This is a genomic window from Nocardia wallacei (assembly GCF_029868745.1).
GTDB lineage: Bacteria > Actinomycetota > Actinomycetes > Mycobacteriales > Mycobacteriaceae > Nocardia > Nocardia wallacei_B.
In genome coordinates this window covers 1-16,457 of sequence record NZ_JARWOP010000127.1, presented here as the reverse complement: position 1 = coordinate 16,457, position 16,457 = coordinate 1, and the positions used below count along the sequence as shown (strand labels likewise).

Here is a 16,457-nt window from a genome sequence, read left to right as displayed (position 1 = left end):
CCCTGAGGCTCGATTCTTCCCTCCTCCGCTCCTCCGCTTCGCTCCCCCGCTCCGTCGGTCCAGAATCGAGCCGGGCCGCGAACGGGGGAGATGCCGAAGGTGGCGCAAAGATCACTGTCGGGGGGTCCCACTACCCTTGAGTACATGTCTTTGTCCTCACGCGCCGAGTTCGATACTACTTTGCTCGACACGCTGACCCGGCGTGTCGTGGTCGGCGACGGTGCGATGGGCACCATGTTGCAGGCCGCGGACCTGTCTCTGGACGACTTCCGGGGGCTGGAGGGCTGTAACGAGATCCTCAACGACACCCGTCCCGACGTGCTGCGCGACATCCACCGCGCGTACTTCGAGGCGGGGGCGGACGCGGTGGAGACGAACACGTTCGGCTGCAATCTGCCGAACCTGGCCGACTACGACATCGCCGACCGCATCCGGGATCTGTCCGAGCGCGGCACCAGGCTGGCCCGCGAGGTCGCCGACGAGATGGGGCCCGCGGCGGACGGCACCGCCCGGTTCGTGCTGGGTTCGATGGGTCCGGGCACCAAGCTGCCCACGCTGGGGCACGCGCCGTTCGCGGCGCTGCGCGACGCCTACACCGAGGCCGCGCTCGGCATGCTCGACGGCGGCGCCGACGCCGTGCTGATCGAGACCTGCCAGGACCTGTTGCAGGTCAAGGCGGCGGTGACGGGCAGCCGGCGGGCGATGGAGCGGGCCGGGCGCCGCATCCCGATCATCACGCACGTCACCGTCGAGACCACCGGCACGATGCTGGTCGGCAGCGAGATCGGGGCCGCGCTGACGGCGATCGAGCCGCTGGGCGTGGACATGATCGGTCTCAATTGCGCCACCGGCCCGGCCGAGATGAGCGAACATCTGCGTCACCTGTCCAAGCACGCGCGGGTGCCGGTGTCGGTGATGCCGAACGCCGGGCTGCCCGTGCTGGGCGCGCACGGCGCCGAATATCCGCTCACCCCTGAGGAATTGGCGGCGGCGCTGCACGGCTTCGTCACCGAGTTCGGGCTGGCGCTGGTGGGCGGCTGCTGCGGCACCACCCCCGAGCACATCCGGCAGGTGGCCGAGGCGGTGGCGCAGGTGTCGCCCGCGCCGCGCGAGCCGCGGCACGAGCCGAGCGTGTCGTCGATGTACACCGCGGTGCCGTTCGAGCAGGACGCCTCGATCCTGATGATCGGCGAGCGCACGAATGCCAACGGCTCCAAGGCGTTCCGCGAGGCCATGCTGGCGGGCGACTGGCAGAAGTGCCTGGACATCGCCAAGGACCAGACCCGCGACGGCGCGCACATGCTGGACCTGTGCGTGGACTACGTGGGCCGCGACGGCGCCACCGACATGTCGGAGCTGGCCAGCCGGCTGGCGACGGCCTCGACGCTGCCGATCATGCTGGACTCGACCGAAACACCCGTGCTGCGCGCGGGTTTGGAGCATCTGGGCGGCCGCTGCGCGGTCAACTCGGTGAACTACGAGGACGGCGCCGGCCCGGATTCGCGCTTCCAGCAGACGATGCGGCTGGTGGCCGAGCACGGCGCGGCCGTGGTCGCGCTGACCATCGACGAGGAGGGCCAGGCCCGCACGGCCGCGAAGAAGGTCGAGATCGCCGAGCGGCTGATCGCCGACATCACCGGCAACTGGGGCCTGGACGAGGGCGACATCATCATCGACACGCTCACCTTCACCCTGGGCACGGGTCAGGAGGAGTCGCGCCGCGACGGTATCGAAACCATCGAGGGCATCCGGGAATTGAAGCGCCGCCACCCGGATGTGCAGACCACCCTGGGCCTGTCGAATATCTCGTTCGGCCTGAACCCCGCCGCGCGGCAGGTGCTGAACTCGGTGTTCATGCACGAGTGTGTGCAGGCCGGGCTGGATTCGGCGATCGTGCACGCGTCGAAGATCCTGCCCATCGCGCGCATTCCCGAGGAGCAGCGCGAGACGGCGCTGGACCTGGTGTACGACCGCCGCAGCGAGGGCTACGACCCGCTGCAGAAGCTGATGGCGCTGTTCGAGGGCGTGTCGACGGCCTCGTCGAAGGCGTCGCGGGCCGAGGAGCTGGCGGCGCTGCCGCTGTTCGAGCGGCTGGAGCGGCGCATCGTCGACGGCGAGAAGGCCGGCATGGAGGCCGACCTGGACGCGGCGATGGCCGAGGTGCCGCCGCTGAAGATCATCAACGAGACGCTGCTGTCGGGCATGAAGACCGTCGGCGAGCTGTTCGGATCCGGGCAGATGCAGCTGCCGTTCGTGCTGCAGTCCGCCGAGGTGATGAAGGCGGCCGTGGCGTATCTGGAACCGCACATGGAGGCCACCGACGACTCCGGCAAGGGCCGGATCGTGCTGGCCACCGTGAAGGGCGACGTGCACGACATCGGCAAGAACCTGGTCGACATCATCCTGTCCAACAACGGCTACGAGGTGGTGAACCTCGGCATCAAGCAGCCGATCGCGACGATCCTGGACGCCGCGGTCGACAAGAAGGCCGATGTGATCGGCATGTCGGGGCTGCTGGTGAAGTCGACGGTGGTCATGAAGGAGAACCTCGAGGAGATGAACACCCGGGGCATGGCCGACCAGTTCCCCGTTCTCCTCGGCGGCGCCGCGCTGACCAGGTCGTACGTCGAGAACGACCTGACCGACGTGTACGCGGGCGACGTGCACTACGCGCGCGACGCCTTCGAGGGCCTGCGCCTGATGGACGACATCATGACCCGCAAGCGTGGCGGCGCGATCGTGGACGACAGCCCGGCGGCGGTCGCGGAGCGGGAGAAGGCCGCCGAGCGCAAGGCGCGCCACGAGCGCTCGCGGCGGATCGCGGCCGAGCGCCGGGCCAAGGAGACTCCGGTCGAGGTGCCCGAGCGGTCGGACGTGGCGGCCGACCTACCGGTCGCGGTGCCGCCGTTCTGGGGCACGCGCGTGGTGAAAGGCCTTGCGATAGGCGAGTATTCGGGTCTGCTCGACGAGCGGGCCCTGTTCCTGGGGCAGTGGGGCCTGCGCGGGCAGCGCGGCGGCGAAGGGCCCAGCTACGAGGAACTGGTGGAGTCCGACGGACGTCCCCGGCTGCGGTACTGGCTGGACCGGCTGACCGCGGAGGGCGTGTTGCAGCACGCCGCGGTCGTCTACGGATATTTCCCCGCCGTCTCCGAGGGCGACGACGTGATCGTGCTGGACGCCCCGGATCCCGCCGCGCCGGAACGCTATCGGTTCACCTTCCCGCGCCAGCAACGCGACCGGTTCCTGTGCATCGCCGATTTCCTCCGCTCCCGGGACCTCGCGGCGCACATGGGACAGGTCGACGTGCTGCCGTTCCAGTTGGTCACCATGGGCCAGCCGATCGCGGATTTCGCCAACGAGCTGTTCGCCCAGGACAATTACCGCGACTATCTCGAGGTGCACGGCATCGGCGTGCAGCTGACCGAGGCGCTGGCCGAGTACTGGCACCGGCGCGTCCGCGAAGAACTTGTGCTGGAAGGGCATTCGGTGTCCGAGGAGGATCCGGCCGACGTGCAGGACTACTTCAAGCTCGGCTATCGCGGCGCCCGCTACTCCTTCGGCTACGGCGCCTGCCCCGACCTGGAGGACCGCGCGAAACTGGTGTCGCTACTGGAGGCCGAGCGCATCGGTGTGACATTGTCGGAGGAGTTGCAGCTGCACCCGGAGCAGTCCACGGATGCGTTCGTCCTGTTGCATCCGGAAGCAAAGTACTTCAACGCGTAGACTTTCGAGGTTTCCGGGCTTCACGCGTCGTGGCGGAGGCCCGACACGAGCGGCCCGGGGACAGCAGCGGAGCGTCACCACGCAGGACGCCGCTCGTGGCGTGCATGGATTCTGCGTGAGCGTGTAAGGGGTACGACAACATGACGTCAGATCGGCTGATCGCGGGGCGGTACCGCCTGGGGGATCCCATCGGTACGGGGGCGATGGGAGTCGTCTGGCGGGCCACCGACGTGCGGCTGCGGCGCACGGTCGCGGTCAAGCAGCTGTTACTGGCGCCCGGTCTGACGCGCTCGCAGGCGCTCGAGGCGAAGCTGCGGGCCATGCGGGAGGGGCGGATCGCGGCCCGGCTGCACCATCAGAACGCGGTGACCGTGTTCGACGTGGCCGAGGAGGACGGCCAGCCGTGGCTGGTCATGGAGTTCGTCGACGCGCAGAGCCTGGCGACGGTGATGCGGGAGCAGGGCCCGCTGGATCCGCAGCGGGTGGCGCGGATCGGGGCGAAGGTGGCGGCCGCGCTGGCCGTCGCGCACGACGCGGGCATCGTGCACCGGGACGTGAAACCGGCCAACATCCTGGTCGCCGACAACGGCACCGTGAAGATCACCGATTTCGGTATCTCCCGTGCGGTCGGCGACGTCACGGTGACCTCGACCGGATTCCTCGCCGGGACGCCCGCATACCTGGCGCCGGAGGTGGCGCGCGGCGAGGATCCCGAACCGGCGTCCGATGTGTTCGCCCTGGGGTCGACACTGTACGCGGCGGTCGAGGGCGCGCCGCCGTTCGGTGAGGGCGAAAACCCCTTGGCTGTCCTGCATTCGGTGGTTCGCGCACAGGTGCCGCCGCCGCGTCGCGCCGCGACGCTGGGCCCGGTGCTGATGGAACTGCTGGCCGCCGATGCCGGAAACCGGCCCAATATGCGGGAGGCGCAGACCGCGCTGGCGGCCGTGGCCGACGGCCGCGCGACGCCGCCACCCAAATCGGCGACCAAGATCCTGCCCAAACCCGGAGCCGCACTGGACGCGGCGGCCACGACTGTCCTCTCCGGAGCCGCGGCGGGCAACGCCGAGGATCCGACCGTGCACGTGGCGACCGCGGCAATGCCGAGCGGCAGCACCGTGCCCGCGGGAACGCCTGCGCCGCAACGCAAGCCGGTCCTGACCGATCGGAACCGGCGGATGCTCGCCTGGGCCGCGGCGGGCGCGGTGGGGCTGCTCGTGCTCGTCGGCCTGATCTTCGCGCTGAACGGCAACGACAACGGCGGCGAGCGGACCACCGCGGGCGACGGGTCGTCGCAGGCGGTTCCCCCCGCGCCGTCCGCCGCCGCGGTCCCGCCGCCGGCGGAGGAGGGACAGCCGACCCGGCCCCCGGCCGCCACGAGCACGACCGCGGCGCCGTCGTCCAGCGCCGCGCCGTCCAGCACGCCGAGCGCGACCTCGTCCGCGCCGCGCAGCAGCGCGCCGCCGCCGAGCACGACCCCGGCCCCGCCGGTCAGCGCCGCGGCGGTGGGGTCGTGCTTCAACGGCACGCTGCCGGGCAACACCAGCGCCGCGTGGTCGATGCTGTCGCCGTCGTATCAGGCGCAGACCGGCGGGTACGACTCGTATGTGCGGTTCTGGAGCCAGTTCAGCGGCGTGAGTGTGTCGAACGTCGTGCAGAACGGCGACCGGGCGTCCGCCACGATCACCTACCGGTATCGCAACGGCGGGCAGGAATCCGAGCAGCGATGGTTCCGCGTGACGAACGAGGGCGGCAGATCGCTGATCGTCGACTCCCAGCGCGGGTGAGCCGCCGCCGGGATGCCCGGGGTTTGCCGATGATCAACTAGACTGGCGTCGCCGTACGTCGACGAATGGAGCAGCCACCCCGTGCCAGCCCTCGCCGCCGTCCTGTGGGACATGGACGGGACCCTGCTGGATTCGGAGAAGCTCTGGGACATCGGAGTGCGTGAGCTGTCGGTCGAACTGGGCGGGGAGATGACCGACGCGACGCGCCACGCCCTCATCGGCGCCGCCGCCGACGACGCGCTGCGAATCATCTTCGCCGGTCTGGGACTGTATCCCGATCCCGCGGCGATGGCCGAGGCCGGGGAGTGGCTGCACCGGCGCGTGACCGATCTCATGGCCGGGCCGATCCCGTGGCGGCCCGGCGCGCAGGACGCGCTGGCCGCGGTGCGGGCCTCCGGCCTGCGGACCGCGCTGGTCACCAACACCACCCGCGCCCTCACCGAGCTGTGCCTGGACACCCTCGGCCGCGACCACTTCGACATCACGGTCTGCGGCGACGAGGTCCCGCACGGCAAACCGGCGCCCGACCCCTACCTGCGCGCCGCCGCCCTGCTGGGCGTCGAACCGGAAGACTGTGTGGCCGTGGAGGACTCGCCGACCGGCTCGCACTCCGCCGCGACCGCGGGCTGCGCCGTGCTCGTCGTCCCCTGCGAAATCCCGGTCCCCGAACGGCCCGGCCTGATCTTCCGCGAATCGCTGGTCGGCCTCACGCCCGCCGACCTCTCCGCTGTCCACGCGGCGATACGGCCCTAGCCGCACACCCGTCCATTTCCCTCGCGAAGCCCACCGCTGTGGAGGGGAATAGCTGTGGCGCACACTGTTACTCGCGAGTTTGTGAGCTTTGACAGTGATCTTGGTGAATCCCGGGCGTGTTCTCGGACGGCAGTACAGAATGGCTGCATGACTTCGACCGGGGAGCGGGCCGATGGACGCGGGGTGGCCGGGAACGGCGCCGAAGATGCTGGGGCACAGGGCGGTTGGTCGGCACTTCACAAAACAGTAGACACCGGTCGGTATCCTTTGGATGAGCCCGGCAGCGCCGACTGGGATCGCCTCGTGGCGCAGGCCCGTGCCGAGCTGGCCTCCGACGGCTGCTGTGTGCTGGCGGGTTTCATCCGCCCCGAGCTGCTGGAGACGCTGCGCGCCGAGGGCGACGCGCTCGCCCCGCACGCGTACTACACGGTCGAGAAGGTCAACGCCTACAACATCCCGCTCGATGCCGACCTGCCCCCCGACCATCCGGGCAATATCGTGCTCGAACGCGGAAACGCCTTCGTCGCACGGGATCTCGTTCCGGCCGAGGCCCTGATCCAGCGGCTCTACTCCAGCCCGGATTTCCAGCGCTTCGTCGCCGACTGCTTCGGCCTGCCCGAACTGCACGAATTCGCGGACCCGCTGGCGGGCCTGTGCCTGAATGTGGTGGCGCCCGGCATGTCGCACCCGTGGCACTTCGACACCAACGCGTTCACGGTCTCCATGCTGACTCGCGCACCGGAGGCCGGCGGGGTGTTCGAATACTGCCCGGCGATCCGCTCGCCGCAGGCCGAGAATCTCGAGGATGTGCGCGCCGTACTGACCGGCGGCGGCGAACGGCTGATCCGCCGGCTGCACCTGCGGCCCGGCGATCTGCAGCTGTTCCAGGGCCGGTTCTCGCTGCACCGGGTCTCGCCCGTGGAGGGCGCCACGCAGCGGCACACCGCGATCTTCGCCTACAGCGAGCAGCCCGGCGTCGTCGGCAATGTCGAACGCACCCGGCAACTGTTCGGACGGGTCCTTCCGGACCATCTAGCCGCGGCCGGCAACGCCGTCCGCGGGGACCGACTACTCGACTGAGAGGAATCGCCCGTGCAGGTTTCGCTGGACAACACCGGAAAAGCGTCGTTCGACGACATCTACGACCGCCCCGATCCATCCGCCTACTACCGCCGGATGGCCGATCTGGACTACTGCATTCCGGAACTGGCGAAACCACATTTCGAACGGATCATCGCGGACCGCCGCGCCGCGATCGGCGCCGCGCCCACGGTGCTCGACATCGGCTGCTCCTACGGCGTGAACGCCGCACTGCTGCGCCTGGACACCACCGTGGCCGAACTGGCCGAACACTATCGCGAGGGCGACACCGCGGCGCGCATCGCGCGCGATCGGGCCCGGCTGGCCGCCGCCGACCCGGAGCCGGGGGTGCGCTTCATCGGCATGGACGCCGCCGCACCGGCGCTGTCCTACGCCGCCTCGGCGGGCTTGCTCGACGACGTCGTGCATGCCGACCTGGAAGCGGCCGACCCCACCGAGCCGCAGCGCCGCCTGCTCGCCACCGCCGATCTGGTGATCTCCACCGGCTGCGTCGGCTACGTCACCGACCGCACCCTGCTGCGGGTGGCACGTGCCCACGGCACGCGGCTGCCCTGGATGGCACACTTCGTGCTGCGGATGTTCGACTTCGAGCCGATCGCGAAGCAGTTGGCAGATCTCGGGTACCGGATCGAGCAGGTACCGGGCACCTTCCGGCAGCGCCGCTTCGCCTCCGAGACCGAACAGACCCAAGTGCTGAACACCCTGTCCGCCAACGGTATCGATCCCACCGGCATGGAGGCGGACGGGTGGCTGCACGCCCAGTTGCACCTCTGTATTGCCGAAGACCGACCGACCACAGACGAGGACCGCCCGTGACCGACCGCACCTTCGCCTTCGACGACCAGCTGCCGCGCGTGCCGCTGCCCACCCTCGAGGACAGCTGCGCGCGATTCCTGGAATGGAGCGCGCCGCTGCTGACCGAGGACGAGCGCGCCGCGACCGAGCGCGCGGTCGCGGACCTGTTGCGGGCCGACGGCCCGGCCCGCATCCTGCACGCCGACCTGGAGCGTTTCGATGCCGAGCCGGGCGTGCAGAGCTGGCTGGACGAGTTCTGGCCCGCGCGGTACCTGGGCCGGCGGGACCGAATCGCGTTGAACGCCAACTTCTTCTTCCTCTTCCGTGACGACACCGCCCTGGCGCGGTCGACCTCCGGCCAGCAGGCCGACCGCGCCGCCGCGATCATCACCGCGGCAGTGGATTACAAGGTGCGGTTGGACGCCGAGGCGATCCCGCCGGTCACCCAGCGCGGGCAGCATCTGTCGATGGCGCAGAACAAGTTCCTGTTCGCCGAGACCCGCATCCCGGGCGACCCGCAGGACACCGTCCGGGTGCCCTACAGCGCGGAGTGGCCCGGGCCGTCGCAGGCGCGGCACATCGTGGTGTTCTTCCGCGGCAACATGTTCCGGATGGATGTGATCGGCCCCGGCGGCACGCCCTACGGCCAGGACGATCTGGTCGACGGCCTGCGCGCGGTCATGAAGGCGGGCACGCGCCGCGCGCCCACCGACACCGCCGCCGGGCACCTGACCACCCTGCCCCGTGCCGAATGGGCCGGTGTCCGTACCGCGTTGCGCGCCGAACCGGCCAATGTCGCCGCGCTGGAGGCCATCGAGACCGCGCTGTTCTGCGTCTGCCTGGAGGACTTCGCGCCGCGCGACACCCAGCACGCGTGCGACCAACTGCTGCACGGCGACAGCGGCAACCGGTGGTTCGACAAGGCGGTGTCGTTCATCGTGTTCGGGGACGGCAGCGCGGGCATCAATGTCGAGCACTGCGGGCTGGACGGCACTACCATCCTGTCGTTCGTCGACGCGCTGCTCGAGGCGCCCGTCGCCGAGCACGCGGAGCGGTCCGGCGCGCAACCGCAGGGGCTGCCCGGTGTCGAGCCGATCGAGTTCGTCCTCGACGGCCGCTTGCGCGGCGAGATCTCCGGCGCGGCAGCGGCATTCGCGCAGTTCGCCGCCGACAACGCGACTCTGACGGTGTCGTTCGAGGAGTTCGGCGCCAACCGGGCCAAGCAGCTCGGGATGTCGCCGGACGCGTTCGCGCAGCTGAGTTACCAGCTCGCCCACCGGCGCGGCAAGGGGCTCACCGGCGCGACCTACGAGTCCATCGCCACTCGCCAATACCGCAACGGCCGCACCGAGGCGATGCGGGTGATCACGCCCGAGATGCTGGAATTCGTTGCCGCCATGGACGATCCGCAGGCCGATGCCGAGGAGAAGCGGGAGCGCCTGCGCGCGGCCGCCGCGGCGCACGTCAACCGCGCCAAGGACTGCCAACGCGGCGCCGCGCCGGAACAGCACCTGTGGGAGTTGCAACTGATCCAGCGCCGCCGCGGCGAACAACTCGGCGCCACCGAGCCGATGCCGTTCTACGACAGCCCCGGCTGGATCATCACCCGCGACGACTACCTGAGCACCAGCTCCGCCCCCTCCGCCAATATCGAGTACTTCGGCTTCGGCTGCACGAGCCAGAAGTGCATCGGCGTCGCGTACGTACTCCTGCCCGACCGCTGGAACCTCTACCTCGCCACCCCCAAATCCGTTGCGGCGCAAATGCACGACTTCGCCGGCCACCTCCGCGCTGCCGTAGCCGAACTGGAGGAACTGCTCACTTCCGCTGAGTAGCGACGCCAAGGGGGTGCGGTGTTCCCGCACCTCTTCGGCGTGCCCGCGCGAGGAAAGCGCTGTGACCGGCGAAAACGGGAGGCGGCCGGGAGCGGTGGTTGCTAGCGTGGTCGGCTGTGAACGACACGCGCGCACCGGAGTTCAGCTGGCGGCGGCTCGCGGCCGCGGACTTCCCGTTGCTCGCGGGGTGGCTCGCGCAGCCGCATGTGCGGCGCTGGTGGAATCACGAGTTCACGCCGGAGGCGGTGGAGCGCGATTTCGGGCCGGGGGTGCGCGGCGCCGAGCCGGGGGAGGATCTGCTGGTATCGGCCGACGGTGAGCCGGTCGGTCTGGTCCAACGGTGTCGCTTGGCCGACTACCCGGAATACCTCGACGAGCTGGCGCCGCTGACCGAGGTTCCGGCGGGCGCGGCGTCGCTGGACTACCTCGTGGGCGATCCGGACCGGGTGGGCCGCGGGCTCGGCTCGGCCATGCTGCGCGCGATCATCGCGGGGACCTGGACCGACTATCCGGACACCGGCTGCGTGCTCGTGCCCGTCGCCGCCGCCAACCCGGCGTCCTGGCGGGCACTGGAGAAGGCGGGTATGCACCGCATCGCCGAGGGCTACCTCACTCCCGACAACCCGGCCGACGACGGGAACCACTACGTCTACCGCATCGATCGCCCGCGGCCCGCGGTGTGATCGCGCGCCGTCACCCGATAACCGATTGCGGAGGGTACGCGGGCGTCTGAAACAATGGCTCCCCGTGAAGACTTTCGAAACCCTGTTCGCCGAGCTGCAGGATCGTGCGGTCAACCGCCCCGAGGGGTCCGGGACCGTGGCGGCATTGGACGCGGGCGTGCATGCGCAGGGCAAGAAGGTTCTGGAGGAGGCCGGCGAGGTTTGGCTCGCCGCCGAGCACGAGAGCGACGAGGCGCTGTCCGAGGAGATCTCGCAGCTGCTGTATTGGGTTCAGGTGCTGATGGTGGGCCGCGGGCTGCGGCTCGAGGATGTGTACCGACATCTGTGACGGATAACCCGCCGGATGCCCGGCGGGACGCCACCGTCCGTCACGAGTCCCGAAAGGACACCCCATGCTCCGCGTCGCAGTCCCCAACAAAGGCGCCCTCTCCGAATCCGCGGTCGAGATCCTCAGCGAGGCTGGCTACCGCAAGCGCACCGACTCCCGCGACCTGTCCGTGCTCGACAACGCCAATCAGGTCGAGTTCTTCTTCCTGCGCCCCAAGGACATTGCCATCTACGTGGGTTCGGGCGAACTGGATCTGGGTATTACCGGACGAGACTTGGCGCTGGATTCGGGTGCGCCGGTGCAGGAGCGGCTGAGCCTCGGGTTCGGCCGCTCCACTTTCCGTTACGCGGCCCCCGCCGGGCGCGAGTGGAAGGTGCAGGACCTCTACGACAAGCGCATCGCCACCTCCTACCCCAACCTCGTGCTGCGCGATCTGCAGCGTTATGGCATCGAGGCCGAGGTGATCCGCCTCGACGGCGCCGTCGAGATCTCCATCCAGCTGGGCGTGGCCGACGCCATCGCCGACGTGGTCGGCTCCGGGCGGACGCTGCGCCAGCACAATCTGGTGGCGTTCGGCGAGTCGCTGTGCGATTCGGAGGCGGTGCTGATCGAGGGCGCCGGATCCGATCGCCGTGACAAGACCCGTAATCAGCTCGTCGCGCGCGTACAGGGCGTGGTGTTCGCGCAGCAGTACCTGATGCTGGACTACGACTGCCCGAAGGAACTGCTCGACGCCGCCGCGCGGATCACTCCGGGTCTGGAGTCGCCGACGGTCTCCCCGCTGGCGGACGAGGGCTGGGTCGCTGTGCGTGCGCTGGTGCCGCGCGGTCAGGGCAACGACCTGATGGACCAGCTCGCCGAACTCGGCGCCAAGGCTATCCTCGCGACCGACATCCGCTCCTGCCGCGCCTTCTGAAGGACTCTGTGATGCTGCCTGTGCTTGTTCCCGCCAAGGTGCCGACGAACCTCCTCGAATGGATCGCTCAGCTGCTCTGCCATCTCGGCGGCGGCATGTGCATCGCGTGATTCACGGCCGCGCCGGATCGGGTGTGCTCGCCGCTCCGGTGGCGAGTTCCGGCGCGGCGGCGGGCCAGCCGGGGTAGGGCGGCGGCGTGCCGCCGAAGGCCGGGCACAGCGGTTGGTAGTCGCAGTAGGCGCACAACCGGTTGCGGTTCGGCGGGAATTCGCCCGTGCGCCCGGCGGCGCTGATGGCCGCCCACAGCGCCGAGAGGATGCGCTCGAAGCGCAGCAACTCGGCCTCGTCGGGGGCGTAGGTGAGGATCTGGCCGTCGGCCAGGTAGATCAGGCGCAGCTGGGCCGGGACGATGCCGCGGGTGCGCAACACGATCAACGCGTAGAACTTGAGCTGGAACAGGGCCCGCTGCTCGCCCATCGGACCGGGGGAGCGGCCGGTCTTGTAATCGACCACGCGCAGCTGGCCGGTGGCGGCGACATCGATGCGGTCGACATAGCCGCGCAGCGGGGAGCCGTCGTCCAGGCACACCTCGATCAGCGACTCGCAGGACTCCGGCTCGAACGCCGTCGGATCCTCGAGGCCGTAATACGCCTGGACGAGCCGGTTCACCTCGTCGAGAAACTCGCCCGGCCCGGCCTCCTCGACCAGCGCGCCGACCTCCGGGCGTTCGGCCAGCAAACGGTGCCACGCGGGTGTGACCAACGCGGCCGCGCGCTCCGGGAGACGTTCACCGCTCGGTAACCCGTACAGCGATTCCAGTACCGAATGAACCACGGTGCCGCGCACCGCATGCCGCGCGGGCGGTTCCGGAATGCGGTCGATGGCACGCAATCGGTATTTCAACGGACATTGTTTGAAATCCATTGCTCGCGACGGCGACAGCGCCGGCCGGGGTGATACCTGAGGTGCCGGGTCCGGGGTCGTCGTCGGTGGCGCTGTCATACCTGGCAGGCTATCCGGGGGCACCGACAAAAACATCGAAGAACGGAGATCCATGACGGCCAGACGGACCGGTCCATTCACCAGCGGTGACCGGGTGCAGCTGACCGACGCCAAGGGCCGTCAGCACACCGTGGTGCTGGAACCCGGCAAGGAGTTCCACACCCACAAGGGGCCGATCCGGCACGACGAGCTGATCGGCGCCGACGAGGGCTGCGTGGTCCAATCCGCCAACGGCACACCGTATCTCGCGCTGCGCCCGCTGCTGGTGGACTACGTGCTGTCGATGCCGCGCGGCGCGGCGGTGATCTATCCGAAGGACGCCGCGCAGATCGTGCACGAGGGGGATATGTTCCCCGGCGCCCGGGTGCTCGAGGCGGGCGCCGGCTCGGGCGCGCTGACCTGCTCGCTGCTGCGGGCGGTCGGACCGGAGGGCCGGGTGCTGTCCTACGAGATCCGCGACGACCACGCCGAGCACGCGGTCCGCAATGTCGAGCGGTTCTTCGGCGAACGTCCGGCTAACTGGGAGTTGACCATCGGCGACGTCATCGAATACGACGGCGGGCAGGTCGACCGGGTGGTCCTGGACATGCTCAAGCCGTGGGACGCGTTGCCCGCGGTATCCCGGGCCCTGATCCCCGGCGGCGTGCTGATCGTCTACGTCGCCACCGTCACGCAGCTCTCGGAGGTGGTGGAGGCGCTGCGGCAGCAGCAGTGCTGGACCGAACCGCGATCCTGGGAGTCGCTGGTGCGGCCCTGGCACGCGGTGGGCCTGGCCGTCCGCCCCGAACACCGCATGCAGGGGCACACGGCGTTCCTGATCAGCGCGCGCCGCCTGGCCGACGGCGTCACTCCGCCCAAGCCGCAGCGCCGCCCCTCGAAGGGCTGAGGACCCCGTACGCACGACAGTGGCCTTCACTCCGGGCGGGTGAAGGCCACCGGTCGTTCAGGGATCGGGGCTACGCCTGGCAGGGCGCCTTGCCCATGGCGAGGATCTGGCAGGCGGAGGCGTCGGACAGCTGCCAGCCCGCGTCGGAGTGCTGCCAGGTCATCGGCATCGCGGGAGCCGGGCCGTGCGGCGAGGTGATGACGACCTGCGCGGTGGCGTCCTCGTCGTCGGTCTTCACCTCCGACACGGCGAAGGTGATCTTGCCGTAGTTGGCCAGCCCCTGGGTCATGGTGTCGATGTTGGCCGTGCGCTTCTCGCCGTCGACGATCAATTTCGCTTTGTCGGCGGTCGGTTTCGCGGGGTCGACGAAACCGTCGAGGGTGGCCTGCAGGGCCTCCGGCGTGGGCGCGGCGGCGTCGCCGTGCTCGTGGGCCGAACTGCCGCTCGCCGCGCTGGTGGCGGCAGCGGCGCTGGTGGTGCTGGTCGCGGCCGCCGAATCGTCGGACGTGTCGGACCCGCATGCTGTGATACCGGTAACGGCGAGGGCCGCGAACACGGTAGCCGTGACAAGACGAATGCGGGAAACACGAACGGAGTGTGCGACGTTGCCACTACAACGGGTACCACCGGTGGGAAGGAGCATCGAGTAACACACCTTTCGGCTCGGTCCGGCGAATGTGCTCACCGGAATAGGTTAGGGCAGGCTAACATGGTCCCCCGGCCGTCGGCCGCGGCTGAAGATGTGATCACGACGAAACCATGTCGGAAAGCGAGAACGGTTCGCGCCCGGTAGCGTTGATAGACCGGGACTGGGAGGAGCAGCATCATGAGCCCCATCGAGAATTCGGATTCGGCGGCCTGGAGGGAACTCGAGGTAGTACGCGCCGAGGCGGCTGCACTCCGAAGGCAACTCGCCGACGCCCCTGATCGTTCGCGGGAATTGGAAGCGCGCATCGATTCGCTGACAATTCGCAACACCAAGCTGATGGACACGCTGAAGGAAGCCCGCCAGCAACTCGTCGCCCTGCGCGAGGAGGTAGACCGGCTCGGCCAGCCGCCGAGTGGCTACGGCGTGCTGATCGGTGTCTACGACGATCAGACCGTCGACGTGTTTACCTCGGGGCGCAAGATGCGCCTGACGTGCTCACCGAATATCGACACGTCGACGCTGCACTACGGGCAGACAGTCCGCCTCAACGAGGCGCTGACCGTGGTCGAGGCCGGTGTGTTCGATCAGACCGGCGAGATCGGCACCCTGCGCGAGATCCTCGATGACGGGCGCAGGGCGCTGGTGGTCGGTCATGCCGACGAGGAGCGCGTGGTCTGGCTGTCGGGCCCGCTGACCAGGCTGGTCGACATCGACGACCTCGAGGATCCGGATCAGCCGATTCGCAAACTGCGGCCGGGTGATTCGCTGCTGGTCGACACCAAGGCCGGCTTCGCCTTCGAGCGCATCCCCAAGGCCGAGGTCGAGGACCTGGTCCTCGAGGAGGTTCCCGATGTCGACTACGAGGACATCGGCGGCCTGACGCGTCAGATCGAGCAGATCCGCGACGCCGTGGAACTGCCGTTCCTGCACAAGGACCTGTTCCGCGAGTACGCGCTGCGCCCGCCCAAGGGCGTGCTGCTCTACGGCCCGCCCGGCTGCGGTAAGACGCTCATCGCCAAGGCGGTGGCCAACTCCCTGGCGAAGAAGATCGCCGAGGCGCGCGGTGAGGACGCCAAGGAGGCCAAGTCCTTCTTCCTCAACATCAAGGGTCCCGAGCTGCTGAACAAGTTCGTGGGCGAGACCGAGCGCCACATCCGGATCATCTTCCAGCGCGCCCGGGAGAAGGCGTCCGAGGGCACGCCGGTGATCGTGTTCTTCGACGAGATGGACTCGATCTTCCGCACCCGCGGCTCGGGCGTCTCGTCCGATGTGGAGACCACGGTGGTCCCGCAGCTGCTGTCGGAGATCGACGGCGTCGAGGGCCTGGAGAACGTCATCGTGATCGGCGCCTCCAACCGTGAGGACATGATCGATCCGGCCATCCTGCGGCCCGGCCGCCTCGATGTGAAGATCAAGATCGAGCGCCCGGACGCCGAAGCGGCCCAGGACATCTTCTCCAAGTACCTCACCGAGGGCCTGCCGCTGCACGCCGACGACATCGCCGAGTTCGGCGGCGACCGGACCAAGTGCATCCAGGCGATGATCGAGCGGGTCGTCGACCGGATGTACGCCGAGAGCGAGGACAACCGCTTCCTGGAGGTCACCTACGCCAACGGTGACAAGGAGGTCCTCTACTTCAAGGACTTCAACTCCGGCGCCATGATCCAGAACATCGTGGACCGGTCCAAGAAGTACGCGATCAAGTCCGTGCTCGAGACCGGCAACCCCGGTCTGCGCATCCAGCATCTGTTCGATTCGATCGTGGACGAGTTCTCCGAGAACGAGGACCTGCCCAACACCACGAATCCCGATGACTGGGCACGTATCTCGGGCAAGAAGGGCGAGCGGATCGTCTACATCCGCACCCTGGTCACCGGCAAGAACGCCAGTGCCAGCCGCGCGATCGACACGGAGTCGAACACGGGCCAGTACCTGTAGTACCGGCAGACCACAGGGGCGGGGGGGGGCCGCGGCGCGGCCGCGCGGGGGGGGGGGGGGGGGG

The 16,457-nt window shown here is 69.2% G+C and carries 13 protein-coding genes; 11 read left to right on the top strand and 2 right to left on the bottom strand.

What is annotated here, in order from left to right:
• Positions 1 to 144: 144 nt before the first annotated feature.
• The 9 genes from metH to hisG all read left to right on the top strand — a co-directional run bounded on the left by metH (position 145) and on the right by hisG (position 11,918).
• Positions 145 to 3,723 (top strand): methionine synthase, encoded by a 3,579-nt coding sequence (gene metH, locus QH470_RS10255; protein ID WP_280272065.1) that lies wholly within the window; start codon positions 145 to 147, stop codon positions 3,721 to 3,723.
• Positions 3,724 to 3,863: 140 nt separating this feature from the next.
• On the top strand, positions 3,864 to 5,507 hold the full coding sequence (locus QH470_RS10250; protein ID WP_280272064.1) for a serine/threonine-protein kinase: 1,644 nt from the start codon (positions 3,864 to 3,866) through the stop codon (positions 5,505 to 5,507).
• 81 nt (positions 5,508 to 5,588) lie between these two features.
• The gene (locus QH470_RS10245) at positions 5,589 to 6,260 is read left to right on the top strand and encodes an HAD family hydrolase (RefSeq protein ID WP_280272063.1); all 672 of its coding nucleotides are present in this window, start codon (positions 5,589 to 5,591) and stop codon (positions 6,258 to 6,260) included.
• A 303-nt stretch (positions 6,261 to 6,563) separates the two neighbouring features.
• Positions 6,564 to 7,340 carry a HalD/BesD family halogenase gene (locus tag QH470_RS10240; protein WP_280272062.1) on the top strand — a complete coding sequence of 259 codons (777 nt, stop codon included), beginning with the start codon at positions 6,564 to 6,566 and terminating at the stop codon, positions 7,338 to 7,340.
• A gap of 12 nt (positions 7,341 to 7,352) precedes the next feature.
• Positions 7,353 to 8,177, top strand: a complete 825-nt coding sequence (locus QH470_RS10235) for a class I SAM-dependent methyltransferase (protein WP_280272061.1) — start codon at positions 7,353 to 7,355, stop codon at positions 8,175 to 8,177.
• Positions 8,174 to 9,991 (top strand): choline/carnitine O-acyltransferase, encoded by a 1,818-nt coding sequence (locus QH470_RS10230; RefSeq protein WP_280272060.1) that lies wholly within the window; start codon positions 8,174 to 8,176, stop codon positions 9,989 to 9,991. The genes QH470_RS10235 and QH470_RS10230 overlap by 4 nt, the downstream gene beginning before the upstream one ends.
• Positions 9,992 to 10,107: 116 nt before the next feature.
• Complete coding sequence (locus tag QH470_RS10225; protein ID WP_280272059.1) at positions 10,108 to 10,674, top strand: GNAT family N-acetyltransferase; 567 nt, start codon at positions 10,108 to 10,110, stop codon at positions 10,672 to 10,674.
• Positions 10,675 to 10,720: 46 nt separating this feature from the next.
• A complete protein-coding gene (locus tag QH470_RS10220) occupies positions 10,721 to 11,002 on the top strand; it encodes a phosphoribosyl-ATP diphosphatase (protein WP_187689188.1) in 282 nt (93 codons plus the stop codon).
• Positions 11,003 to 11,066: 64 nt separating this feature from the next.
• Complete coding sequence (gene hisG, locus QH470_RS10215) at positions 11,067 to 11,918, top strand: ATP phosphoribosyltransferase (protein WP_280272058.1); 852 nt, start codon at positions 11,067 to 11,069, stop codon at positions 11,916 to 11,918.
• 111 nt (positions 11,919 to 12,029) lie between these two features.
• Here the strand turns inward: hisG and QH470_RS10210 are convergent, their stop codons facing one another.
• Positions 12,030 to 12,920: a RecB family exonuclease gene (locus QH470_RS10210; protein WP_280272057.1), complete on the bottom strand. Its 891-nt coding sequence runs from the start codon at positions 12,918 to 12,920 to the stop codon at positions 12,030 to 12,032.
• Positions 12,921 to 12,972: 52 nt separating this feature from the next.
• On the opposite strand from QH470_RS10210, the gene QH470_RS10205 reads away from it, so the two are divergent.
• Positions 12,973 to 13,806 (top strand): tRNA (adenine-N1)-methyltransferase, encoded by an 834-nt coding sequence (locus tag QH470_RS10205; protein ID WP_280272056.1) that lies wholly within the window; start codon positions 12,973 to 12,975, stop codon positions 13,804 to 13,806.
• Positions 13,807 to 13,876: 70 nt separating this feature from the next.
• Here the strand turns inward: QH470_RS10205 and QH470_RS10200 are convergent, their stop codons facing one another.
• Entirely contained in the window at positions 13,877 to 14,362 is a 486-nt protein-coding gene (locus QH470_RS10200) for a WKL family lipoprotein (protein ID WP_280272055.1), read from the bottom strand.
• A 270-nt stretch (positions 14,363 to 14,632) separates the two neighbouring features.
• Here QH470_RS10200 and arc point away from each other — a divergent pair, with 270 nt between their 5' ends.
• Complete coding sequence (gene arc / locus QH470_RS10195) at positions 14,633 to 16,393, top strand: proteasome ATPase (protein WP_280272054.1); 1,761 nt, start codon at positions 14,633 to 14,635, stop codon at positions 16,391 to 16,393.
• Positions 16,394 to 16,457: the final 64 nt, after the last annotated feature.

What these genes read in the sequence shown, in the direction of transcription:
- QH470_RS10205 (WP_280272056.1), top strand. Translation starts at nt 12,973, where the DNA reads ATGACGGCCAGACGGACCGGTCCATTCACCAGCGGTGACCGGGTGCAG.
- hisG (WP_280272058.1), top strand. Translation starts at nt 11,067, where the DNA reads ATGCTCCGCGTCGCAGTCCCCAACAAAGGCGCCCTCTCCGAATCCGCG.
- arc (WP_280272054.1), top strand. Translation starts at nt 14,633, where the DNA reads ATGAGCCCCATCGAGAATTCGGATTCGGCGGCCTGGAGGGAACTCGAG.
- QH470_RS10250 (WP_280272064.1), top strand. Translation starts at nt 3,864, where the DNA reads ATGACGTCAGATCGGCTGATCGCGGGGCGGTACCGCCTGGGGGATCCC.
- QH470_RS10210 (WP_280272057.1), bottom strand. Translation starts at nt 12,920, where the DNA reads ATGACAGCGCCACCGACGACGACCCCGGACCCGGCACCTCAGGTATCA.
- metH (WP_280272065.1), top strand. Translation starts at nt 145, where the DNA reads ATGTCTTTGTCCTCACGCGCCGAGTTCGATACTACTTTGCTCGACACG.